Below are 19572 nucleotides of genomic sequence, written 5' to 3'. Positions count from 1 at the left end.
ACGCGGGCGACCAGGACACCCAAAACCGTTCGGGATGTCCGCAGTGCACAGGAATGGGCCCAAGACTCACTCCTGCTCACTGACTAGGAACGGTTCCAGAAGGTGGACTCCTCGTAGGTGCCGTGCTCGGAGCTGAAGGAGTGCAGGACCGGATCCGGGATCTGCGGCGTGTACTGGTTGGTGGTCTGGCTCAGCCCGAGCGGTTTCATCACGCGCTCCGTGAGCAGCCGGTCCAGCGGGAGGCCGCTGATCTTCTCCAGCGCGGCGCCGAGGAGCGCGAAGTTGGTGTGCGAGTAGCTCCAGTTGGTCCCGGGCTCGTAGAGGAGCGGTTTGCCCGTCGCGATTCCGATGACCTCGGCCGGGGTCCATTTGCGGAGGGGCGCCGCCTTGAGCTCGGCGAGGAAGGCGGGGTCCGTGACGTAATCGTGCAGGCCGGACGTGGAGTTGCCGAGCATCCGCAGGGTGATCTCCGAGCCGTGCGGCAGGTCCGGAAGCCAGCGGGACACCGGGTCGTCGAGCGAGGCCTGGCCCTGCTCGACGAGTTGCAGCAGGACGACGCCCATGTAGACGATGGCCACGGATCCCGTACGGAAGTGCATCGACGGCTCGGCGGGGACGCCCGTCATGGATTCCCCGAGAGCCGTGGTGAGCACCTCGCGGTCACCGGAGGAGACCCGTAGGATCACCGAGTTCAGACCGAACTCCCGCTGGGCCTGCTCGGCGATCGTGAGGACCTCGCGGGCCTCGCCCCGGGCGGGGCCCGGTGACCGGACGCAGTCCTCCGGCGCCGGCGCGGGGCCGATGCCGGGGCCGCATCCGTTCCGGCCGGAAGGGCTGCGCCCATCAGGCCGGCGATGCACAGCAAGACCGTACGAGTCCGCCTCACCCCGCCAGTATGGGCGGGCCCGCAGCGAAGCGCACTCGGTGACCGACGCCGGCCGGGCGTGGCGCATCGCGGATGCGTGGAGGGCTTGTCTGTCCAGAGCGGACGAGAGGGCAACGAGGAATGATCACTCCTTGCCACTCTCAACTTATAGCGCACAGGGGGGCTTGCGGCAAGGCCCCGGTCGTGGCGCAGAATCGCGGTCCAAGGTCACAACAGCCTACAGAAACGGGAGCTTCACCAAGTGCGTGTGTTGAACACCCTGACCACCACCAGCGCGTTCGCCCTGCCCGACCACCTCTCCCCCAAGGCCGACCCGGCGTTGACCGGCGGCGACGAGCAGCACTTCGCGGCAATCTCGCAGAGCCTCCAGCAGCAGATCGCCGAACTGTCCGACCGCCTCGAAGTCGCGCGCAAGGCGCCCGGCGGCGTCGGCCGGGAGGCGATGGACCGGGACGCCGAGATCCACCGCCTGACCGGTCGCCTGCGCACCCTGCGCCGCTTCGGCCTGGACCTGTGCCTGGGGCACATCGTCTCTGCGGACAGCCCCGAGCCCGTGTACATCGGTCGCCTCGGCCTCACCGACAGCACGGGGCGCAGGCTGCTGGTCGACTGGCGCTCCCCCGCGGCCGAGCCCTTCTTCGCGGCGACGCACGCCAACCCGATGGCACTGGCGAGCCGCCGCAGGTACCGCTGGACCAGCGGCCGGATCAGCGACTACTGGGACGAGGTGTTCACCGCCGACGGGCTGGAGGGGCACGCCGCGCTCGACGACCAGTCTGCGTTCATCGCCAGCCTGGGCGGCAAGCGGTCCGCGCGGATGCGCGACGTACTGGCCACCATCCAGTCCGACCAGGACGCCGTGATCCGGGCGGGCTCCCGCGGCGCCCTCGTCGTCGACGGCGGCCCGGGTACAGGCAAGACCGTCGTCGCCCTGCACCGCGCCGCCCACCTCCTCTACTCCGACCCGCGCCTCGGCCACCGCAGGGGCGGCGTCCTGTTCGTCGGTCCGAGCCGGCCCTACCTGGCCTACGTCGCCGATGTGCTGCCCAGCCTCGGCGAGGAGGGCGTACAGACCTGCACCCTGCGCGACCTGGTCGCCGAGGGGGCCGCGGCGGCGGTCGAGACCGACCCGGACGTGGCCCGGCTGAAGTCGTCCGCGGACCTGGTGAAGGCGATCGAGGCGGCCGTCGGCATCTACGAGGAGCCGCCCACCGAGGGGATGACGGTCGAGACCCACTGGTCCGACATCTGGCTGAGCGCCGCCGATTGGGCGGCGGCGTTCAGGGCGGTGGAGCCGGGCACTCCGCACAACGAGGCACGCGACCAGATCCGGGAGGAGCTGGTCACGATCCTGATGGACAAGGACGACAGCGATGTCGCCCCCGAGCTGCTCCGCAGGTCGCTGCTGCAGGACCGGGAGCTGATCGGGACCCTCAACCGGGCGTGGCCGATGCTCGATGCGGGGGAACTCGTCGGAGACCTGTGGTCGGTGCCCGCCTACCTCCGCAAGTGCGCCCCGTGGCTCGGCCCCGATGACGTACGCCGGTTGCAGCGCGCGGACGCGCAGGCCTGGACGGTGTCCGACCTGCCGCTCCTGGACGCGGCGCGGCAGCGGCTCGGCGACCCGGAGGCGTCGGTGCGCAAGCGTCGCCGCGACGCCGCTGTCGCCGCCGAACGTGCGCGCAGGGCCGACGTCATCGACGGCATCCTCGCGGCCGACGACGACGGTGACGGCGCGGTGACGATGCTGCGCGGCCGGGACCTGCAGGACACCCTGATCGACGAGACCGCACTGCCCGGCAGCGAACCGGACCTGCTCGCCGGGCCGTTCGCCCACATCATCGTGGACGAGGCCCAGGAACTGACCGAGGCCGAGTGGCAGATGCTGCTGCTGCGCTGCCCGTCCCGGAGCTTCACCATCGTCGGTGACCGCGCCCAGGCCAGGCACGGGTTCGCGGAGCCGTGGCAGGAACGGCTGGAGCGGGCCGGACTCGACCGGATCACGGTGGCCTCGCTGAGCGTCAACTACCGCACCCCGGAAGAGGTCATGACGGAGGCCGAGCTGGTCATCCGCGCCGCGCTCCCGGACGCCAATGTGCCGACGTCGATCCGCAGCAGCGGCATCCCGGTCGTACGGGGTTCCGTCGCGGACCTGGACTCGGTCCTCGACACCTGGCTCGCCGCGCACGCGGACGGGATCGCCTGTGTCATCGGCGACCCGGCCTTCCGGGCGACGTCCCGGGTCCGGTCGCTGACGCCGGAGCTGTCGAAGGGGCTCGAATTCGATCTGGTCGTGCTCGTCGACCCCGAGAAGTTCGGACAGGGCGTCGAAGGAGCCGTCGACCGCTACGTCGCGATGACCCGCGCGACCCAGCAGCTCGTGGTCCTCACGAGCTGCTGACGTTCGGTCACCTGGGCCGGGCCGGCGGATACCAGTTGGGCCACACGACGGGCGGGGTGCGGCGTGCGCGGCGCTTCTGGGCCTCGCGTACGAGGCAGATGGCTCCCGTGCCGAGGGTCGCGGCGAACGACAGCACCATGATGGCCGGCCGCCAGAGGTTGACAGGGTCCACCAGGCCCAGCCACGCCACCGCGGAGCCCGTCGCCAGGACCGGCAGCATCAGGATCCTGGCGACGAGCGGCAGCCTCCCGCTCACCACGACGAAGCCGTAGCCCAGGGCGGCGCCAGGCGTGACGGACACGACCGCACCGAAAACAAGGAAGACAAAAAGGGCAATAATCATTTCGCACTGACCTCCGAGCTCATGGCGAACCCGCCACGAGGGCAAGCGGATTCACGCACTCCGCTGCTCCCGGGTTCCCCCGGAGGCAATACTGCCAGAGGGTTTGAACGCGTTCAATGCCCTCGGGTGCGCAGATGACCAGGGGTGGTGTCCCATGCAGAAGAGTCACCCCGCATGATTCAGTGCATGACACATACTTCACGTCGCCATGTCCTTACGGCTTTCGCCGGCGCGGCCGTCTCCGTCCCACTCGGCACCATGACCGCCGCGGCCTCGCCCAGAGCCGCCGCCCCGGCCTCCGCCTCCGCGCTCGCCGCGGCCCAGCCGGCCGCGGTCGCGGTTCCCGCGTCGCTCACGTCGCCCCGGTCTTCGGTCACCCTCGGCCCGCTGGACCCCGCGTACTACACCCAGGTCTCCCTGGGCCGCCTCACGACGAGCGTGCTCCCGGGGACGCCCGAACGCATGGAGGTGACCTCCGGCGGCAAGCGGGTGGCGCTCCTGACCAAGGGCGCGCGCACCGTCGTCCTGACGGGCCCGCAGCGCACCTTCGCGGAGAACAAGCAGCCCTTCGCGGACGATTTCCAGCGCACGCTCCCCGACCTGGCGCTGCCGGTCGCGGACCGGAAGTACTGGGGCACCTCGCCGGGCGGCGGCAGCTGGTCCACCCTCGGGCCCGCCGACAGCGACTACTCGGTCGTTCCGGGCAGCGCGACGATCGCGCTCACCACCGACTACGCGAGCCGTCACGCGAGCCTTCGGGACGACGAGATCACGGACGTCGACGTCCGTTCTGTCGCGAAGTTCGACAAGGTGCCCGCCGGACAGGCCTGCTCGTACGCGCTGTCCTTCGGCTACCAGGACACGCACAACAACTACCGGGCGCGGCTGTCCTTCCTGACCTCCGGCGCGGTCGAGCTGCGCGTGGAGAAGGAGGTCGCGGACGCGGTCACCCAGCTGACCACGGCCGTCACCCTCGCCTCGGCAGTGCCCGCGGGCACGAACTGGACCATCCGGGTGCGCCGCGAGGGTGCCCGCATCCGGGTCAAGGCCTGGCGCACGGACTCCGCAGAGCCGGCGGCCTGGGCCGTGGACGTCACGGACTCCACCTTCGCCAAGGGGCGCGTGGGCCTTCGCGCGCTGGCCAACCAGGGCTGCACCAACCTGCCGGTCAAGCTCGTGGTGAGCAGCTTCGAGGTGACCGAGGGGACCTGGCAGCAGCAGCCGACCGTCACCCACGACTCCTGGGTCCGCGTCCTGCCCGCCCCGTTCGACGGGACCTGGAACTCGGCCCTCGAGCAGACCGTGCGCGGCTGGGCCGGATCGCCGACTCCCGACGTGCTGGCCTTCGCGGCCATGTTCCTCGCGGGGGCTCCGGCCGTGACGAGCGACGCCTCCCCCGTGGCGGGCAAGCAGGTGCTGGGCGCGGCCGGATACGGCTACCTGGACCCGCAGGGCTTCCGCTACGAGGGCGCGGACTTCCACGAGTACATGAACCTGGGCTGGACCTTCCCCGACGGCACCTACACCGGGCCGTCCAGCAAGCAGGTGGGGAACCTCGACTGCTCGGGCTACACCCGCATGGTCTACGGCTACCACATGGGCATTCCGGTCGCCGCGGGCGAGGACACCTCGAAGACCCGGATCCCGCGCAAGTCCCGCCACATGGTGGACTACGCCCCCGGTGTGCGGATCGACCAGACGGACGGCACGAACCCGCCCGCCGCGCAGCAGCTCCAGCCCGGCGACCTGGTCCTGTTCAACGCCGACTCCGGCGATGACACGGTGACCGCCACCGTCGACCACGTGGGCATCTACCTCGGCCCGGACTCGGCCGGGAAGCGGCGCTTCCTGTCCAGCCGCAAGACCGGCAACGGGCCGACGATGTCGGACCTGGGCGGCGCCTCGCTGCTGGACGGCACCGGGACCTACGCGAAGAAGCTGCACACCGTCCACCGCATCTGACCGGCGGGCCCCGCTCGGCCGCGCCGGCCCGCCGCCCCCGACCGGGTGACGGGCCGGGCGCGGCCGCGCTACGGCTTGCGGGGTACCCCGGCCCGGCGGGTCAGGCGTCCAGGGGCCGCCAGGCCGGGCCGGCCCCGTCGTGCCGGACCTGCCCGAACACCACGTCGGCGAGGTGGACTCCGAAGCCGATCGTGCCGGGCTCCGCCATCTCGGCGACCAGGCGGCGGCGGTGTTCGGCGGTCCGGACGCGGTCGTGGTCGAAGGCCGAGGACCACTCGGGGTGGTCGATCTGGATCGGCGCGTGCAGGGCGTCCCCGAAGGCGATCAGCCGTCGCCCGCCCCCGGTGATGACGTATTCGGCGTGCCCGACGGTGTGGCCGGGGGCGACCCGTACGCGCACCCCGGGGAAGATCTCCTGCCCGTCCGTGATCGTACGCACGCGCGGCGCGAGGGCCGCGACCTGCTCGGCCATGCCCTGCGCTTCCAGGAGGTCGCGCCGCTCCCACTCGGGCTCCGAGATCAGGTACTCGGCGTGGGCGAACACGGGCCGGTCACCGCCGGGGGCGGGATGGCAGGCCCAGCCCAGGTGATCGGAGTGCAGGTGGGTGAAGGCCACCGCCTCGATGTCCTCGGGCCGGCGGCCGAGTTCGGCCAGACCCTGCGGGAGGGCGCCGCCCCGGATCGCCCGGACGGGGCCTTGCGGACCCTCGTGCTCCTGCGGGCCGAAGCCCGCGTCGATCAGCAGCGCCCGGTCGCCGTGCTCCACCAGCAGTGCGCCGACGCTCCCCACGAGTTGACCCGTGGCGTCCAGGTACTCCGGGTGCGCGGCCCACACCTCGTCGGTGGTGTCCTCCAGCAGGTCCAGCGGCCGGAACCGCACGTCGCCGTCCGGCACGTACGACACCTTCGTGTCGCCCAGCCGTATCGAACGGATCCCCGCCGGCCGGCGCAGTCGTCCGCCCTGATCCACCGTCAAGTCAGCCATGGGTTCTCTCCCGTGAGTCGTCGTCAGGCCGTCACCGCGTTGGTCACGGCGACGAGGCCCAACCATAAGCATCTAACTTGAATCATTCAAGCTAGAAATGTTTTGTCTTGACGGACTTGCTAGAGTGCTGGCATGACGACGTCCCCCGAGCAGCAGGCCATCGCCGAGCGGCAGCTGTGCGGTCTGGTGAACGGGCTGGCGCAGCGGATCGCCGAGCACGTGCGGGAGCGCGCCGCCACCCTGGGCCTCACCGCGTCCCAGGCGACCGCTCTGCGGGAGATGAGCGGGCCGATGACCATGCGGGAGCTCGCCGAGCGCATGAGCTGCGAGCCCTCCAACACCACCTTCGTCGTCGACAAGCTGGAGAAGCAGGGCCTGATCGAGCGCCACCCGCACCCCACCGACCGCCGCGCCAAGCACCTCGTCCTCACCGCCGAGGGCACCGCGCTGCGGACGCGGCTCCTGGACCTGCTCCATGTGGACTCTCCGCTGTCCGGCCTCACGCAGCAGGATCAGCGCGTCCTCCACGGCCTGCTGGAGCGGGCCGTCACCTCTGCGTGAACCTCAGTCGTCGCACAGGTCGGACCGCGGGGGATCGGCGTTGAGGAAGCCGCCGGACTGGTGCTGCCAGAGCTTCGCGTAGGCGCCGTGTGCGTCGAGCAGTTCCTGGTGGGTTCCCTGCTCGACGATGCGTCCGCGGTCGAGGACGACGAGCCGGTCCATGCCCGCGACCGTGCTGAGCCGGTGCGCCACCACGAAGGCCGTCCGTCCTTCCATGAGCCGCCACAGCGCGTCCTGTACGAGGATCTCGCTCTCGGAGTCCAGGGCGCTGGTCGCCTCGTCGAGCAGCAGGATCGGCGCGTCGCGCAGGATCGCCCGGGCGAGCGCCACCCGCTGGCGCTGCCCGCCGGACAGCTTCACCCCGCGTTCGCCGACCATGGTGTCGAGGCCGCACGGCAGGGCGTCCGCGAACTCCGTGACGTGCGCGGTCTCGGCCGCGCGGCGGATCTCGGCGTCGGTGGCGTCCGGCCGGGCGAAGGCGATGTTGTCCCGCAGGGTGCGGTGGAACATCGCCGGGTCCTGGGGGACGTAGGCCATCAGGCCGCGCAGGTCGCTCTGACGCAGTCGGCTGATGTCCTGGCCCCCGATCATGATCCGGCCCGCGTCGATGTCCGTCATCCGCAGCAACAGCCGGGTGAGGGTGGTCTTCCCGCCGCCGGACCGGCCAACGAGGCCGATCTTCGCGCCGCTGGGCACGGCCAGGTCGAGTTCCTCGAAGAGCGGGTTGCCGCCCTCGTGGGCGAAGGTCACCCGCTCGAAGCGGATGTCACCGGCCCGGGCCGGCGGCGGTTCCGGGGTCTGGGGGTCGAGTACGGTCGGCGGCTTCCGCAGCAGCTCGGTGAACTGCGCCGCCTCCGTCATGGAACTCTCCAGGCGGCGGTAGATCTGGTTGAACTCGAACATGATCCGGGTGGCGTTGGAGAAGTAGGTGAAGGCGACCACCACCGCCTCCACACCGCCGTTCCCGCCGCCGGCGACGGCGACCGCGATCAGCAGGCCCAGCGCGTTGGTCAGTACGGACATCGGCGCGACCAGCGTGTCGATGCGCAGGTTGCCGTAGTCCCACGAACGCAGCATGAGGCCCCGCGACTCCGCCACCCGCGAGCGGTGCTCGGCGGCCTCGCTCTCCTCGGCGGCGAACGCGCGGACCGTGTCCATGTTCATCAGGCTGTCGGCGACGTGACCCGACACCCGGGCGATGGCCTCCTCGCGCCGGCCGACGAGCGCCTGCCGGCGACGGACGAGGGGCAGGACGCCCACCGCCGTCAACGCGATCATGGCCAGTAGCACCACGACGAGCAGCGGTTCGTACTGCCAGAGCACCACGGACCCGAACAGCAGCGGCACGAACTTGCCCACGACCGAGAAGGTCAGCGTGTCGACGAACTCCTCGAAGCGGGAGGCGAAACTGAGGACCCGTCTGGTCAGCGAGCCGGCGAAGTTGTCGTGGAAGAACGCGGCGTCCTTCGCGAACAGCTCGTCCATGCCGATCACGTAGAGGCTCTCGATCCCGCGGGCGTCGAGGCGGTTCAGGCAGTGCAGTCCGAGCCGCCACAACCCCTCGCCGAGCAGCAGGACACCGGCGAATGCGAGGACGTACGGGAGCATCGAGCCGATGTCGGGTGCCCGGTCGCCGGCGATGCGCCCGACGAGCTTCGCGACGATCAGCGGGGCGACGTAGAAGATGCCGATGTTGCCCAGGGCCGGCAGCAGCATCGTGGGCACCGCCAGCCACCGCAGCCGCACCAACTCCCGACCGTAGTAGCGAAGTGCGAGGAGCACCGGCCCCCTGCCGGGCCGAACGCCCCGTGGTGCGGACAATCCCATGGCGACCCTGTGATGTCGTACGGCAGACCCCGGATCCGCAGTGTCCCGCAAGAGCACGCCCGCCGTACCGGCGTTCTCCGTGTGGGTTACGTCCCGCACGGACTAACGAGCCGGTACCGCGGGACGGCCTCGGCGGATCCGCCCCGAGGGCTCACGCGGTGCGCGCGGCGGCGTCATCGGGAATGCTGGCCGTGGGGGCCTCGGGCACATCGTTCACGGAGTCCACATGAGCAGCGATCCCGCTGGAGCATCCGCCCCGCCGCCGACCGGTCCCGGCCATGGGCCCGCCGTGTCCCGCCAGGATTTCGACGCGCTCTTCGAGGCGGTCCGTACGTGGGGCCAGTGGGCCGCGGCCGAGCGCGGCGCCTGGAACCGGGTGACGCCGAGCCACGTGCAGCGGGCCGCCGCCGCGATCCGGTCCGGCACGGTCGTGCCGATGGGGCGGCCCTGGAACACCCGCCCGGGACCGGACAACGGAAAGCCGGCGTTGCACTACATGTCCGACCTCGGTGACGTGGAGGCCCCGGAGCCCTCCGCGTACAAGGATTTCCTCGCCGTGGACTACCACGGCAAGGGCGTGAGCCACCTCGACGCACTGTCACACATCGCATACCGTGGGCAGCTCTACGACGGCCGTACCGCCCGCGACGTGGTCGATGCCGCGGGCGCCCGCTTCGGGGCGGTGTCGGCGCTCGGGCCCCTGGTCACCAGGGGCGTACTGCTCGATGTGCCCGCCGCCCGCGGGGTCGCATGGCTGGAGCCCGGCACCGCCGTGCACGCGCGGGACGTCCTCGCCGCGGAGGAGGCGCTCGACGTGACGGTCGGGGACGGCGATGCGGTGCTGCTGCGCTCCGGCCACTTCCGCCGCCGCCGGGAGATCGGCCCCTGGAACCCGGACACGGCGAGCGCGGGCTGGCACGTGAACGCCATGGCGCTGCTGGCCGAGCGGGCCGTCTCCCTGCTCGGCGCGGACGGGGACAGCGACGTACGGCCATCTCCGGTCGAGGGCCTGCACTCCCCCGTCCACGCGCTCGCCATCACCGCGATGGGAGTGCCGCTGCTGGACAACCTCGACCTCGAAGCGCTCTCCGCGGCCTGCGCCCGGGCGGGGCGCTACGCGTTCATGCTCGTCGTGACGCCGCTGAACGTCCCGGGCGGGACGGGCTCTCCCGTCAACCCCGTCGCGATCCTGTGAGGCCCGATCGACGGATTCACCTGTCCTTAAAATGTGAGGAATATACTCAAATCGGGCTATCGAGAGTGTTCCCGTGAGGGAAGTGGTGCAGATGGTGGTCGTGGGAGACCGCATCGGCCCCGTGCGTCCCCGTGACCGATTTCTGCACGGCGCGCCGGCCGAGTCGGTCGAGGGGAGCGTGAGAGGTCCGATCCTCAGCTCATGGCAGCGCTGTCAGTTGCTGGGGCTGTCACCGGACCAGTCCGAGCTGCCCTTCACCCAGGACTTCGACCCGCAGGGCCCCCTCGTCCGCGCCGCCGGGCCCGTGCTGGACCGGCTGGAGTCCATATTCGCGGGCAGCCGGATGAACATCTGCCTCGCGGACGGACAGGGCACGGTGCTCGAACGCCGCTTCGGGGAGAAGGCCATGGTCAGGCATCTCGCCGCGATCCAGACCCTCCCCGGGTTCGTGTTCGCCGAGCAGGTCGCTGGGACGAACGGCATCGGCCTCACGCTCGCGGAACGGCGACTGGTGCAGGTCTTCGGCGCCGAGCACTTCGCCGAGCGGTCCCAGTCGAGCGCCTGCACCGCCATACCCGTCCGCGACCAGCTCAGCGGGCGGATCGAGGGCGTGCTGTGCCTCGGCTATCCCTACACCGACGCGGACCCGGCGCTGGTTCCCGTGGTGCGCAGGGCGGCCGAAGCCATCGAGCGACGGCTCATGGAGCAGAGCTCGGCCCGGGAGCGCGGCCTGCTGCAGGCGTACCTCGACGCGGGAAGCCACGCCCTCGCCGGCGAGGGCGGCGTGAACGGCCACCCCCTCAGGATGGACGAACTGCTGCAGAGCGAGCTGGACCAGAACGATCAGATGCTCCTCAAGCAGAAGGCCACCGAGCTGATGGCCTCGGCCCAACGGGCCGCCTCCGAGGTGCCCCTGTCCCACGGCCGGCGGATCACGCTCGTGAGCCGTCCCGTGACGAGCCCCTCCGGGGTGGAGGGCGTCGTCATCGAGGCCCTCCTTCCCGACGAGCAGGAACGGCACGCCCCCGCCCCGGCACACCCCGCCCCCGCGCACGCGAACGCCGCCCCGCCGCCCGCGCACGTCCCCCGCGCCCCGGACGACACGCCCGCGGTGAGGGGACTGGTGCTGGTGGGCGAGCCGGAGGTGGGGAAGTACGCCGTCGCGGCACGACGCCGCCTGGAGCTGCTGGCCGAGGCCAGCGCCCGTATCGGCACCACTTTGGACGTGACCCGCACGGCCTGGGAACTGGCCGAGATGGCGGTCCCGCGACTGGCCGACTTCGTCACCATCGACCTGCCCGAGGCCGTACTGCGCGGCGAAGAGGCCGCCGACCCCACCGCCGAGCTGCACCGTACGGTCGTCCACGGCATCCGAGAGGACTGCCCCTTCTACCCGGTGGGCGAACGGGTCGGCCTCAGCCCCACCACACCCCACATGCGCTGCCTGACGACCGGGGAGCCGGTGCTGGAACCCGACCTGAGGGCCGCCTTCGGCTGGATCGCCCAGGACCCGGAGCACACCGAGCTGCTCCTCGCCCACAGCGTCCACTCCCTCATCGCCGTCCCCCTGCTCGCCCGCGGCGTCGTCCTGGGCGTGGCCAGCTTCTACCGTTCGCAGGACCCCGCGCCCTACGGGGACGACGACCGCTCGCTGGCCCAGGAACTCGCCACCCGCGCCGCCCTCTGCATCGACAACGCCCGCCGCTACACCCGCGAACACACCCTGGCCCTGTCCCTCCAGCACAGCCTGCTCCCGCGCGGCCTCCCCGAGCAGGGCGCCGTGGAGGTCGCCCACCGCTACCTGCCGGCCGAGGCCGGGGTGGGCGGCGACTGGTTCGACGTCATTCCGCTGTCCGGCACCCGCGTCGCCCTCCTCGTCGGCGACGTCGTCGGCCACGGGCTGCACGCCGCAGCCACCATGGGCCGGCTGCGCACCGCCGCCCGCAACTTCGCGGAACTGGAACTCGCCCCCGACGAACTCCTCACGCACCTGGACAACCTGATGGTGCGCCTCGACCGGGAGGAGGGCGGGGAGGACCCCGCGCTCAGCAACGCGGGCATCGTCGGCGCCACCTGCCTGTACGCCATCTACGACCCCACCTCGCAGCAGTGCACCCTGGCCCGCGCCGGCCACCCGCCGCCCGCTGTGGTCCTGGCCGACGGCACCGTGTCCTTCCCCGACGTCCCGGCGGGGCCCCCGCTGGGCCTGGGCGGCCTGCCCTTCGAATCGGCCGAGATCCACCTCCCCGAACACAGCCAGCTGATCCTCTACACCGACGGACTCATCGAGGACCGCCACCGCGACATCGACGTGGCCCTCGCGGAGCTGCGCCGCGCACTGGCCCACCCGGACCGCGCCGCCGAGGACACCTGCCGGGCGGTCATCGACGCCCTGGCGCCCGAACACCCCGGCGACGACATCGCGCTGCTCGTCGCACGCACCAACGCCGTGTCCCCCGACAACATCGCCACCTGGGACCTGCCCGCCGACCCGGCCCGCGTCTGCGATATCCGCGCCGCCGCCATGGACCAGCTGGGCCGCTGGGGGCTGGAGGAGTCGGCCTTCGCCGCGGAACTGCTGCTCAGCGAGCTGGTCACGAACGCCATCCGCTACGGCAGCGAGCCCATCCAGGTACGCCTCATCCACGACCGCACCCTGATCTGCGAGGTGCACGACACCAGCAGCAGCGCCCCCCGCATGCGCCATGCGGCCACCACCGACGAGGGCGGCCGCGGCCTGTTCCTCGTCGCACAGCTCGCCCAGTCCTGGGGGACCCGCTACACCACCAGCGGCAAGGTCATCTGGGCGGAGTGCGCGTGAACGCGGCCCGACCGGTGACCGGCGCGTTCAGGCAGACGAAATGCCGGATATGAGAGGCGTTGTCCGCATAGAATCCCCCATGCAGTCGGGAAGATCTCGGAGGCCGACCCCCGGAGAAGTCTGTGCATGACGCTCCCGACACCCCAACGGGCCCGTCCTCCCGCTCCGGCGCGGAGCCGCTCGTCCGCATGCGCGGTCTCGGCAAGCGGTTCGGCGGCACCGTCGCGTTGTCCGCGGTCGACCTCGACATCCACAGGGGCCGGATCCTCGCCCTGCTCGGCCCCAACGGGGCCGGAAAGTCCACCCTCATCAAGGTGCTGGCCGGGGTCCACCACGCCGACGAGGGCGAGGTGACGGTGGCGGGGCACCCGCTCGGCTCCCACGCCGCAGCCCGGAACATGTCCTTCATCCACCAGGACCTCGGTCTCGTCGAGTGGATGACGATCGCCGAGAACATCGCCCTGGGCACCGGCTACCCGCGCCGCCGCGGACTGATCTCCTGGCGGCGGACCCGGGAACGCTGTGCGCGGGCCCTGCGGCTCGTCGCCGGGCACCTGGACGCCGACGCCCGGATCGCCGACCTCGCCCCCGCCGAGCGCTCGCTGGTCGCCATCGCCCGCGCCCTGGCGACGCGGGCCGAGCTGATCGTCCTCGACGAGCCGACCGCCACCCTCCCGGCCGCGGACTGCGCCCGGCTGTTCGACGTACTGCACGCCCTGCGCGACCGAGGCCACGGCATCCTCTACGTCAGCCACCGGCTCGACGAGGTCTACGAGGTCGCCGACACCTTCGCCGTCCTGCGCGACGGCCGCCTGGTCAGCCGGGGGCCGCTCGCCGGCCACAGCCCCGCCCGGCTGGTGAACGCCATCGTGGGCCGGGAGCATGCCGTCCACCGGCCCGCCACCGCCCCCTCCGCGGGCCCGCCCGTGCTGAGCCTGGACCGGGTGACGACCGAGTACGCCGGAGGCGTCAGCCTGGACCTGCACGCCGGAGAGGTCCTCGCGATGGTGGGCCTGACGGGCGCCGGCCACATGGACCTGGGCCGCGCCCTCGCCGGCGCCCGGCCCCTCCTCGGCGGGCGTGTGCTGCTCGACGGCCTGCCGTACCACCCGCGTACGGTCCGCGCCGCTCTCGACTCCGGCGTCGGCTTCGTGGCGGCCAACCGCCAGGAGGAGGGCTGCGCCGCCGAACTCAGCGTGCGGGAGAACTTCCTGGCCAACCCCCGGGCGGCCGGCGGGTCGGCGCGGCACTGGATCAGCCCCGGGCGCGAGCGCGCCGAGGCCGCGGCCCTGATCGACCGGTTCTCCGTGCACCCCCGCGACAGCGAGGTGCCCATCGCCACCCTGTCCGGGGGCAATCAGCAGAAGGTCGTGGTCGGCCGCTCGCTCCGGGCGGGCCTGCGCGTGCTCGTCCTCGAAGAGCCGACGGCCAGCGTGGACGTCGGCGCCAAGGCCACGGTCTACCGGCTGCTCGACGACGCCCTGGCCTCCGGCCTGGCCGTTCTGCTCATCTCCACCGATTTCGAAGAGGTCGCAGGCATGTCCCACCGCGCTCTGGTGTTCGTCCGCGGGACCGTGAGCGCCGAGCTGACCGGCAGGGCCCTCACCGTCACCGAACTCACCCGGACCGCCTCGGCCGTGCCGCCCGTCACCACGACCACGACGAACCCATGACCCGCTCCCCCGCGCCCGGGTCCGTGCTGAGCCGTCTCCGCGGACACCTCATCGGCAGCTACGGCCTCCTGGCCCTCGCCGCCCTGCTCTTCCTGGTCTTCTCCCTCGCCCTGCCGGACACCTTTCCCACGCGGGACAACATCTCCTCGATCCTGTCCAACCAGTCGATCCCCGCCATCCTGGCGCTCGGCGCCACGATCCCCATCGCCACCGGCAAGTTCGACCTGTCCATCGGCTACGGACTCGGCCTGGCGCACGTCATGACGATGCAGCTCATCGTCAACGAGGGCTGGCCCTGGCCCCTCGCCTGCCTCGTGGTGGTGTGCGCAGGTGCGGCGATCGGCGCCCTCAACGGTGTCGTCGTCGAGTTCGGGCAGATCGACTCCTTCATCGCCACGCTCGGCACCGGCAGCATGATGTACGCCGCCACCGGCTGGATCACCGACGGCGCCCGGATCGTTCCCGGGCCGAGCGGCCTGCCCACCGCCTTCACCGACCTCTACGACTCCCGGTTCCTCGGGCTGCCCCTACCCGCCTTCTACGTCCTGGCCGTCGCTGTGGCCCTCTGGCTGGCGCTGGAGCGGCTGCCGCTCGGCCGGTACCTGTACGTCATCGGCTCCAACCCGCGCACCGCCGCCGTCATCGGCATCCCCACCCACCGGTACGCCGTCTACGCCTTCGCCGGGTCGGGCCTGGTCGTCGGCCTCGCCGGCGTCCTGCTCGCCGCCCAGCAGCAGACCGGCAATCCCAGTGTCGGGCTCGACTACCTGCTGCCCGCCTTCGTGGGCGCCCTGCTCGGGGCCACCACGATCAGACCCGGCCGCGCCAACGCCCTCGGCACCCTCGTCGCCGTCGCCGTCCTCGCCATCGGCCTCGCCGGCATCGGCCAGTTCGGCGCCCGGTTCTGGGCCACGCCGTTGTTCAACGGCGGCACCCTGCTCATCGCCGTCGGCCTGGCCGGCTACTCCGCCCGCCGCAGGCTGCGCACCCGGGCCACCGCTGCCGGCCACCCCTAGAGCCAGAACACCCCGTACGCGCACCCGCTTCAGGAGCACCGTGCACTCGAACCACAGGACCACCCTCACGGCCGCGGCCCTGGTGACAGCGGCCGCCGCCCTCCTCGCCGGCTGCCAGCGCGGCCCGTCGACCGCCGGCGGACCGTCGCCGTCCGGCTGTCCCTCCGCCCTCGCGAAGGCCGAGGCAGCCGTCCGGGCGGCCGAGAACGCCGACACCTCTTGGAACGGCCCCGTCACCGGCCCCGCCGCGGTGTCCGACCGGACGATCGTCTACGTCGCGCAGACCATGACCAACCCCGGCGTCGCGGGCGTCGCCAAGGGAGCCGAGGAAGCCGCGAAGGCCATCGGATGGCAGCTGCGGGTGATCGACGGCGAGGGCACCCCCGCCGGGATCCAGGCGGCGCTCAGCCAGGCCATCACCCTCAAGCCCTCGGGCATCGTCGTCGGCGGCTTCGATCCCCGGCTGACCTCGCAGCAGGTGGCGCGGGCCCGGGCGGCGCAGATCCCGGTCATCGGCTGGCACGCCGTGCACTCCCCGGGCCCGAGCGAGGACACCGGACTCTTCACCAACATCACCACGAAGGTGGAGGACGTGGCGAGGGCGAGCGCGGACTGGATCATCGCCCGGTCCCACGGCACTGCCGGGGTCGTCGTCTTCACCGACGACTCGATCCCGTTCGCCAGGAACAAGGCGGAGCTCATCAAGAGGGAGCTCGCCACCTGCTCCGGCGTGCGGGTCCTGGCGTACGAGAACATCCCCATCCCGGACGCGAGCAGCCGGACCCCGCAGGAGGTGTCCTCCCTCCTCGCCCGCTTCCGGGACAGGTGGACCCACTCCGTCGCCATCAACGACCTGTACTTCGCCGACGCCGCCCCGGCCCTGCGCGCGGCCGGCGAACCGGGTTCCGGACCGCCCTTCAACATCGGCGCGGGCGACGGCGACCCCTCGGCCTTCCAGCGCATCAACAGCCAGCAGTTCCAGGCCGCCACGGTCCCCGAGCCGCTGTCCCAGCAGGGCTGGCAGATCATCGACGAGTTCAACCGCGCCTTCGCAGGCCGGCCCGCCAGCGGCTACGTGGCCCCCGTCCACATCGCCACGGCGGAGAACAGCGGTGGCGCCACGTCATGGGACCCGTCCGGTTACCGCGAGGCGTACCGGAAGATCTGGCACCGCTGAGGGCCCCTTGCGCGGAGCCGGATCGTTCGATTTAATAAATGAACAGGCATTTATGAACCGAGGGAGTGACGATGGGTCGTCCCCGAGGGGTCGAGGATGCGGCGATCCTGCGCGCGACGGCCCGGGTCATGGGCCGGGTCGGCCCCACGGGACTGACGCTGGCCGCGGTGGCGCGCGAGGTGGGGCTGGTGCCCGCCACCCTCGTACAGCGGTTCGGGTCCAAGCGCGGCCTGCTCCTGGCACTCGCCGAACGGTCCGCGAAGGACGCGGGCGAGCAGGCCGGGCGCGTGCGCAGGGCGCACGGATCCGCCCTGGGAGCCCTGGTGGAGCTGACGGTGGAATCGGTGGCCGAGATGGAGACGCCGGACACCTTCGCCAACCATCTGGCGTTCCTGTGCCTGGACCTCACGGATCCGCAGCTCCACGAGCACGCCCTGGCCGTTCACCGCGCCCGCGCGGAGGCGATCGGGGAACTGCTGGCGGAGGCGGCCGGTGCGGGCGAACTGCGCGCCGGGACCGATCCGGCGGCGCTGTCCCGCACCGTTCAGGCGGTCGTCGCCGGTGCGGGCCTGACCTGGGCCCTCGAACGCCGGGGCACCCTCGCGGAGCGGCTCCGGGAGGAACTCGCCCTCGTACTGTCCCCGCACCTGCCGCACCCGTACGACCAGAACCACGAACTGGAGGGATCATGACGACCGACGCGCGGCCACTGGCCGGCAAGGTGGCCCTGGTCAGCGGCGGCACCCGGGGCGGCGGCCGGGGCATCGCCGTCGAGCTCGGCGCCGCCGGCGCGACGGTGTACGTCACCGGCCGCAGCACCGCCACCGGGCGCTCCGACCTGGACCGCCCGGAGACCATCGAGGAGACCGCCGAGAAGGTCACCGCCGCCGGCGGCCTCGGCATCGCCGCCCGTACCGACCACAGCAGCCCCGACGAGGTCCGCGCGCTGGTCGACCGGATCGCCGCCGAGCAGGACGGACGGCTCGACGTCCTGGTCAATTCCGTATGGGGCGGGGACGCGCTGACCGACTGGGAGAGCCCCCTGTGGGAGCAGGACCTGGAGACCGGTCTGCGGCTGCTGCGGCGGGCGGTGGAGACGCATGTGATCACCAGCCGGTTCGCACTGCCGCTGATGGTCGCCCGCGGGAGCGGGCTGGTGGTGGAGGTCACCGACGGCAACACCGCCCGCTACCGCGGCTCGTTCTTCTACGACCTGGCCAAGTCCGCGGTGATCCGTCTCGCCGTCGGCCAGGCGGCCGAACTGGGGCCCCACGGCATCGCGGCCGTGGCGATCACACCCGGCTTCCTGCGTTCGGAGGCCATGCTGGAGCACTTCGGCGTCACCGAGGCCAACTGGCGCGAGGGTGCGGCCCACGACCCCGACTTCGCCCACTCCGAAACCCCCGCCTACCTGGGACGGGCCGTCGCGGCGCTGGCCGCCGACCCGCACGTCATGGCCAAGACCGGACGGGCTCTGGCCACCTGGGGCCTGTACCAGGAGTACGGGTTCACCGACACCGACGGCACCCAGCCGGACTTCGCCGCCCACTGGGCCAAGAATCTGGGAGAGCAGCACGGGCCCCTCGGAGACCCGCTGTGACAAGCCCCGCCCCTGAGCAGGAGTCTTTCCACGTGACCGATACCGCAGTCCTCGCCGAACAGATCCGGACCCGTCTCGCCGGGTACGAGCGCCGGTTCCAGGCACTGTTCGAGGAGTATTTCGAGCAGCTCGGCGCGACCTTCGACGCACCGTCGTTCAGCCGGTTCACGCCCGAATGCCTCGGCCTGCTGCGTGACCAGTCCCTGCGCGGGGGCAAGCGGATGCGGGTGGCCCTCCTCCACGAGGCGGCCCGGCTGGTGACCACCGAGCCCGTGGCGGGGCTGGACGAGGCGGCTCTGAGCATCGAACTGTTCCAGACCCACGCCCTGGTCCACGACGACATCATCGACGACAGCGCCACCCGCCGCGGCGGCCCCACCACCTACTACGCCTACCGCGACAAGCTGCCCGGCCACCCGCAGGCGGCGCTCGGGCTCGCCGTACTCGCGGGCGACCTCGCGCTGGCGCTCTCCCTCCGGGTCCTCCTCGACTCCGAGGCCCCCCTGCCGGTGCGCCACGGCATGGTCGAGATACAGACCCGGGCGGCGACCGCCACCTTCGTCGGCCAGATCATCGACATGGAACGCGACTTCACGGCGCTGCCGGACGAAGAGGTTCTGCACACCGTCGCCGACTACAAGTCCGCCCGCTACTCGGCACTCGCACCACTTCAGCTGGGACTCCTGGCCGCCGGCGAGCAGCCCGCCCTCTTCGACGCCGAGCTGCGCCGCTACGCACGACTGGTGGGGATCTCCGAACAGATGCGCGACGACTACCAGGACCTCTTCGGTGACGCGGCGGCCATGGGCAAGCCCACGGGTACGGACATCCGCGACGGCCGGCGCAGCTACACCGTCCGGGCCCTGCTGGCGGCCGGGCTGACCGGCCCCGAGCGGGCCGTGATCGAGTCCGCGCTGGGGAACCGTGCATGCACCCGGGAGACGGTCGCCGCCATCGGCGAGATCGCCCGCGACCGCGGCGTGCGGGACAAGCTGCTGGCGGACATGCGGCGCCACGCCGAGCTGGCGTCCGCCGAGGCCGCCCGCTGGCGCCCCCGGTGGCGGGACGAGGCGGTCACCTTCTTCGAGCTCCTGCCGCTGTGGAGCCTCGACCGGCTCAGGTAGG

The 19572-nt window shown here is 71.9% G+C and carries 15 protein-coding genes; 11 read left to right on the top strand and 4 right to left on the bottom strand.

Annotated features, from left to right (window positions below):
- Positions 1-83: 83 nt before the first annotated feature.
- Positions 84-860 carry a serine hydrolase domain-containing protein gene (locus AB0M99_RS27280; RefSeq protein ID WP_365924859.1) on the bottom strand — a complete coding sequence of 259 codons (777 nt, stop codon included), beginning with the start codon at positions 858-860 and terminating at the stop codon, positions 84-86.
- Between the two features lie 276 nt (positions 861-1136).
- On the opposite strand from AB0M99_RS27280, the gene helR reads away from it, so the two are divergent.
- Positions 1137-3287 carry an RNA polymerase recycling motor ATPase HelR gene (gene helR / locus AB0M99_RS27275; protein WP_365924865.1) on the top strand — a complete coding sequence of 717 codons (2151 nt, stop codon included), beginning with the start codon at positions 1137-1139 and terminating at the stop codon, positions 3285-3287.
- Positions 3288-3294: 7 nt separating this feature from the next.
- Here the strand turns inward: helR and AB0M99_RS27270 are convergent, their stop codons facing one another.
- A complete protein-coding gene (locus AB0M99_RS27270; RefSeq protein ID WP_365924857.1) occupies positions 3295-3588 on the bottom strand; it encodes a hypothetical protein in 294 nt (97 codons plus the stop codon).
- Between the two features lie 300 nt (positions 3589-3888).
- Between AB0M99_RS27270 and AB0M99_RS27265 the strand changes: the two genes are divergently transcribed.
- Entirely contained in the window at positions 3889-5592 is a 1704-nt protein-coding gene (locus AB0M99_RS27265) for an NlpC/P60 family protein (protein WP_365924855.1), read from the top strand.
- Positions 5593-5692: 100 nt separating this feature from the next.
- On the opposite strand, the gene AB0M99_RS27260 is transcribed toward AB0M99_RS27265, so the two are convergent.
- Positions 5693-6577, bottom strand: a complete 885-nt coding sequence (locus tag AB0M99_RS27260; RefSeq protein ID WP_365924853.1) for an MBL fold metallo-hydrolase — start codon at positions 6575-6577, stop codon at positions 5693-5695.
- Between the two features lie 132 nt (positions 6578-6709).
- Here AB0M99_RS27260 and AB0M99_RS27255 point away from each other — a divergent pair, with 132 nt between their 5' ends.
- Positions 6710-7138: a MarR family transcriptional regulator gene (locus tag AB0M99_RS27255; RefSeq protein WP_365924851.1), complete on the top strand. Its 429-nt coding sequence runs from the start codon at positions 6710-6712 to the stop codon at positions 7136-7138.
- Positions 7139-7141: 3 nt separating this feature from the next.
- On the opposite strand, the gene AB0M99_RS27250 is transcribed toward AB0M99_RS27255, so the two are convergent.
- Positions 7142-8965, bottom strand: a complete 1824-nt coding sequence (locus tag AB0M99_RS27250; protein ID WP_365924849.1) for an ABC transporter ATP-binding protein — start codon at positions 8963-8965, stop codon at positions 7142-7144.
- Positions 8966-9191: 226 nt separating this feature from the next.
- Here AB0M99_RS27250 and AB0M99_RS27245 point away from each other — a divergent pair, with 226 nt between their 5' ends.
- The 8 genes from AB0M99_RS27245 (at position 9192) to AB0M99_RS27210 (ending at position 19571) form a co-directional block, all read left to right on the top strand.
- Complete coding sequence (locus AB0M99_RS27245) at positions 9192-10160, top strand: cyclase family protein (RefSeq protein ID WP_365924847.1); 969 nt, start codon at positions 9192-9194, stop codon at positions 10158-10160.
- A 91-nt stretch (positions 10161-10251) separates the two neighbouring features.
- Positions 10252-12981: a SpoIIE family protein phosphatase gene (locus tag AB0M99_RS27240; protein ID WP_365924863.1), complete on the top strand. Its 2730-nt coding sequence runs from the start codon at positions 10252-10254 to the stop codon at positions 12979-12981.
- Positions 12982-13103: 122 nt separating this feature from the next.
- Positions 13104-14654, top strand: coding sequence for a sugar ABC transporter ATP-binding protein (locus AB0M99_RS27235; RefSeq protein ID WP_365924845.1), 1551 nt, complete (start codon positions 13104-13106; stop codon positions 14652-14654).
- On the top strand, positions 14651-15670 hold the full coding sequence (locus AB0M99_RS27230) for an ABC transporter permease (RefSeq protein WP_365924843.1): 1020 nt from the start codon (positions 14651-14653) through the stop codon (positions 15668-15670). The genes AB0M99_RS27235 and AB0M99_RS27230 overlap by 4 nt, the downstream gene beginning before the upstream one ends.
- Before the next feature lie 40 nt (positions 15671-15710).
- Positions 15711-16847: a substrate-binding domain-containing protein gene (locus AB0M99_RS27225; RefSeq protein ID WP_365924841.1), complete on the top strand. Its 1137-nt coding sequence runs from the start codon at positions 15711-15713 to the stop codon at positions 16845-16847.
- Between the two features lie 71 nt (positions 16848-16918).
- Entirely contained in the window at positions 16919-17539 is a 621-nt protein-coding gene (locus AB0M99_RS27220) for a helix-turn-helix domain-containing protein (protein WP_365924839.1), read from the top strand.
- Positions 17536-18447, top strand: a complete 912-nt coding sequence (locus AB0M99_RS27215) for an SDR family oxidoreductase (protein ID WP_365924837.1) — start codon at positions 17536-17538, stop codon at positions 18445-18447. Before AB0M99_RS27220 ends, AB0M99_RS27215 begins: the two co-directional genes overlap by 4 nt.
- 32 nt (positions 18448-18479) lie before the next feature.
- Positions 18480-19571, top strand: a complete 1092-nt coding sequence (locus AB0M99_RS27210) for a polyprenyl synthetase family protein (RefSeq protein ID WP_365924835.1) — start codon at positions 18480-18482, stop codon at positions 19569-19571.
- Position 19572 lies beyond the last annotated feature (1 nt).

The sequence above is a fragment of the Streptomyces sp. NPDC051183 genome (genome assembly GCF_040682455.1).
GTDB lineage: Bacteria > Actinomycetota > Actinomycetes > Streptomycetales > Streptomycetaceae > Streptomyces.
The sequence above is the reverse complement of the archived record's forward strand: the minus strand, read 5'-3'. Positions and strand labels throughout refer to the sequence as shown.

Bases quoted from the DNA above. Each gene is read 5' to 3' on its own strand.
- AB0M99_RS27265 (WP_365924855.1), top strand. From the start codon at position 3,889: ATGACCGCCGCGGCCTCGCCCAGAGCCGCCGCCCCGGCCTCCGCCTCC.
- AB0M99_RS27260 (WP_365924853.1), bottom strand. From the start codon at position 6,577: ATGGCTGACTTGACGGTGGATCAGGGCGGACGACTGCGCCGGCCGGCG.
- AB0M99_RS27255 (WP_365924851.1), top strand. From the start codon at position 6,710: ATGACGACGTCCCCCGAGCAGCAGGCCATCGCCGAGCGGCAGCTGTGC.
- AB0M99_RS27250 (WP_365924849.1), bottom strand. From the start codon at position 8,965: ATGGGATTGTCCGCACCACGGGGCGTTCGGCCCGGCAGGGGGCCGGTG.
- AB0M99_RS27245 (WP_365924847.1), top strand. From the start codon at position 9,192: ATGAGCAGCGATCCCGCTGGAGCATCCGCCCCGCCGCCGACCGGTCCC.
- AB0M99_RS27240 (WP_365924863.1), top strand. From the start codon at position 10,252: ATGGTGGTCGTGGGAGACCGCATCGGCCCCGTGCGTCCCCGTGACCGA.
- AB0M99_RS27230 (WP_365924843.1), top strand. From the start codon at position 14,651: ATGACCCGCTCCCCCGCGCCCGGGTCCGTGCTGAGCCGTCTCCGCGGA.
- AB0M99_RS27220 (WP_365924839.1), top strand. From the start codon at position 16,919: ATGGGTCGTCCCCGAGGGGTCGAGGATGCGGCGATCCTGCGCGCGACG.
- AB0M99_RS27215 (WP_365924837.1), top strand. From the start codon at position 17,536: ATGACGACCGACGCGCGGCCACTGGCCGGCAAGGTGGCCCTGGTCAGC.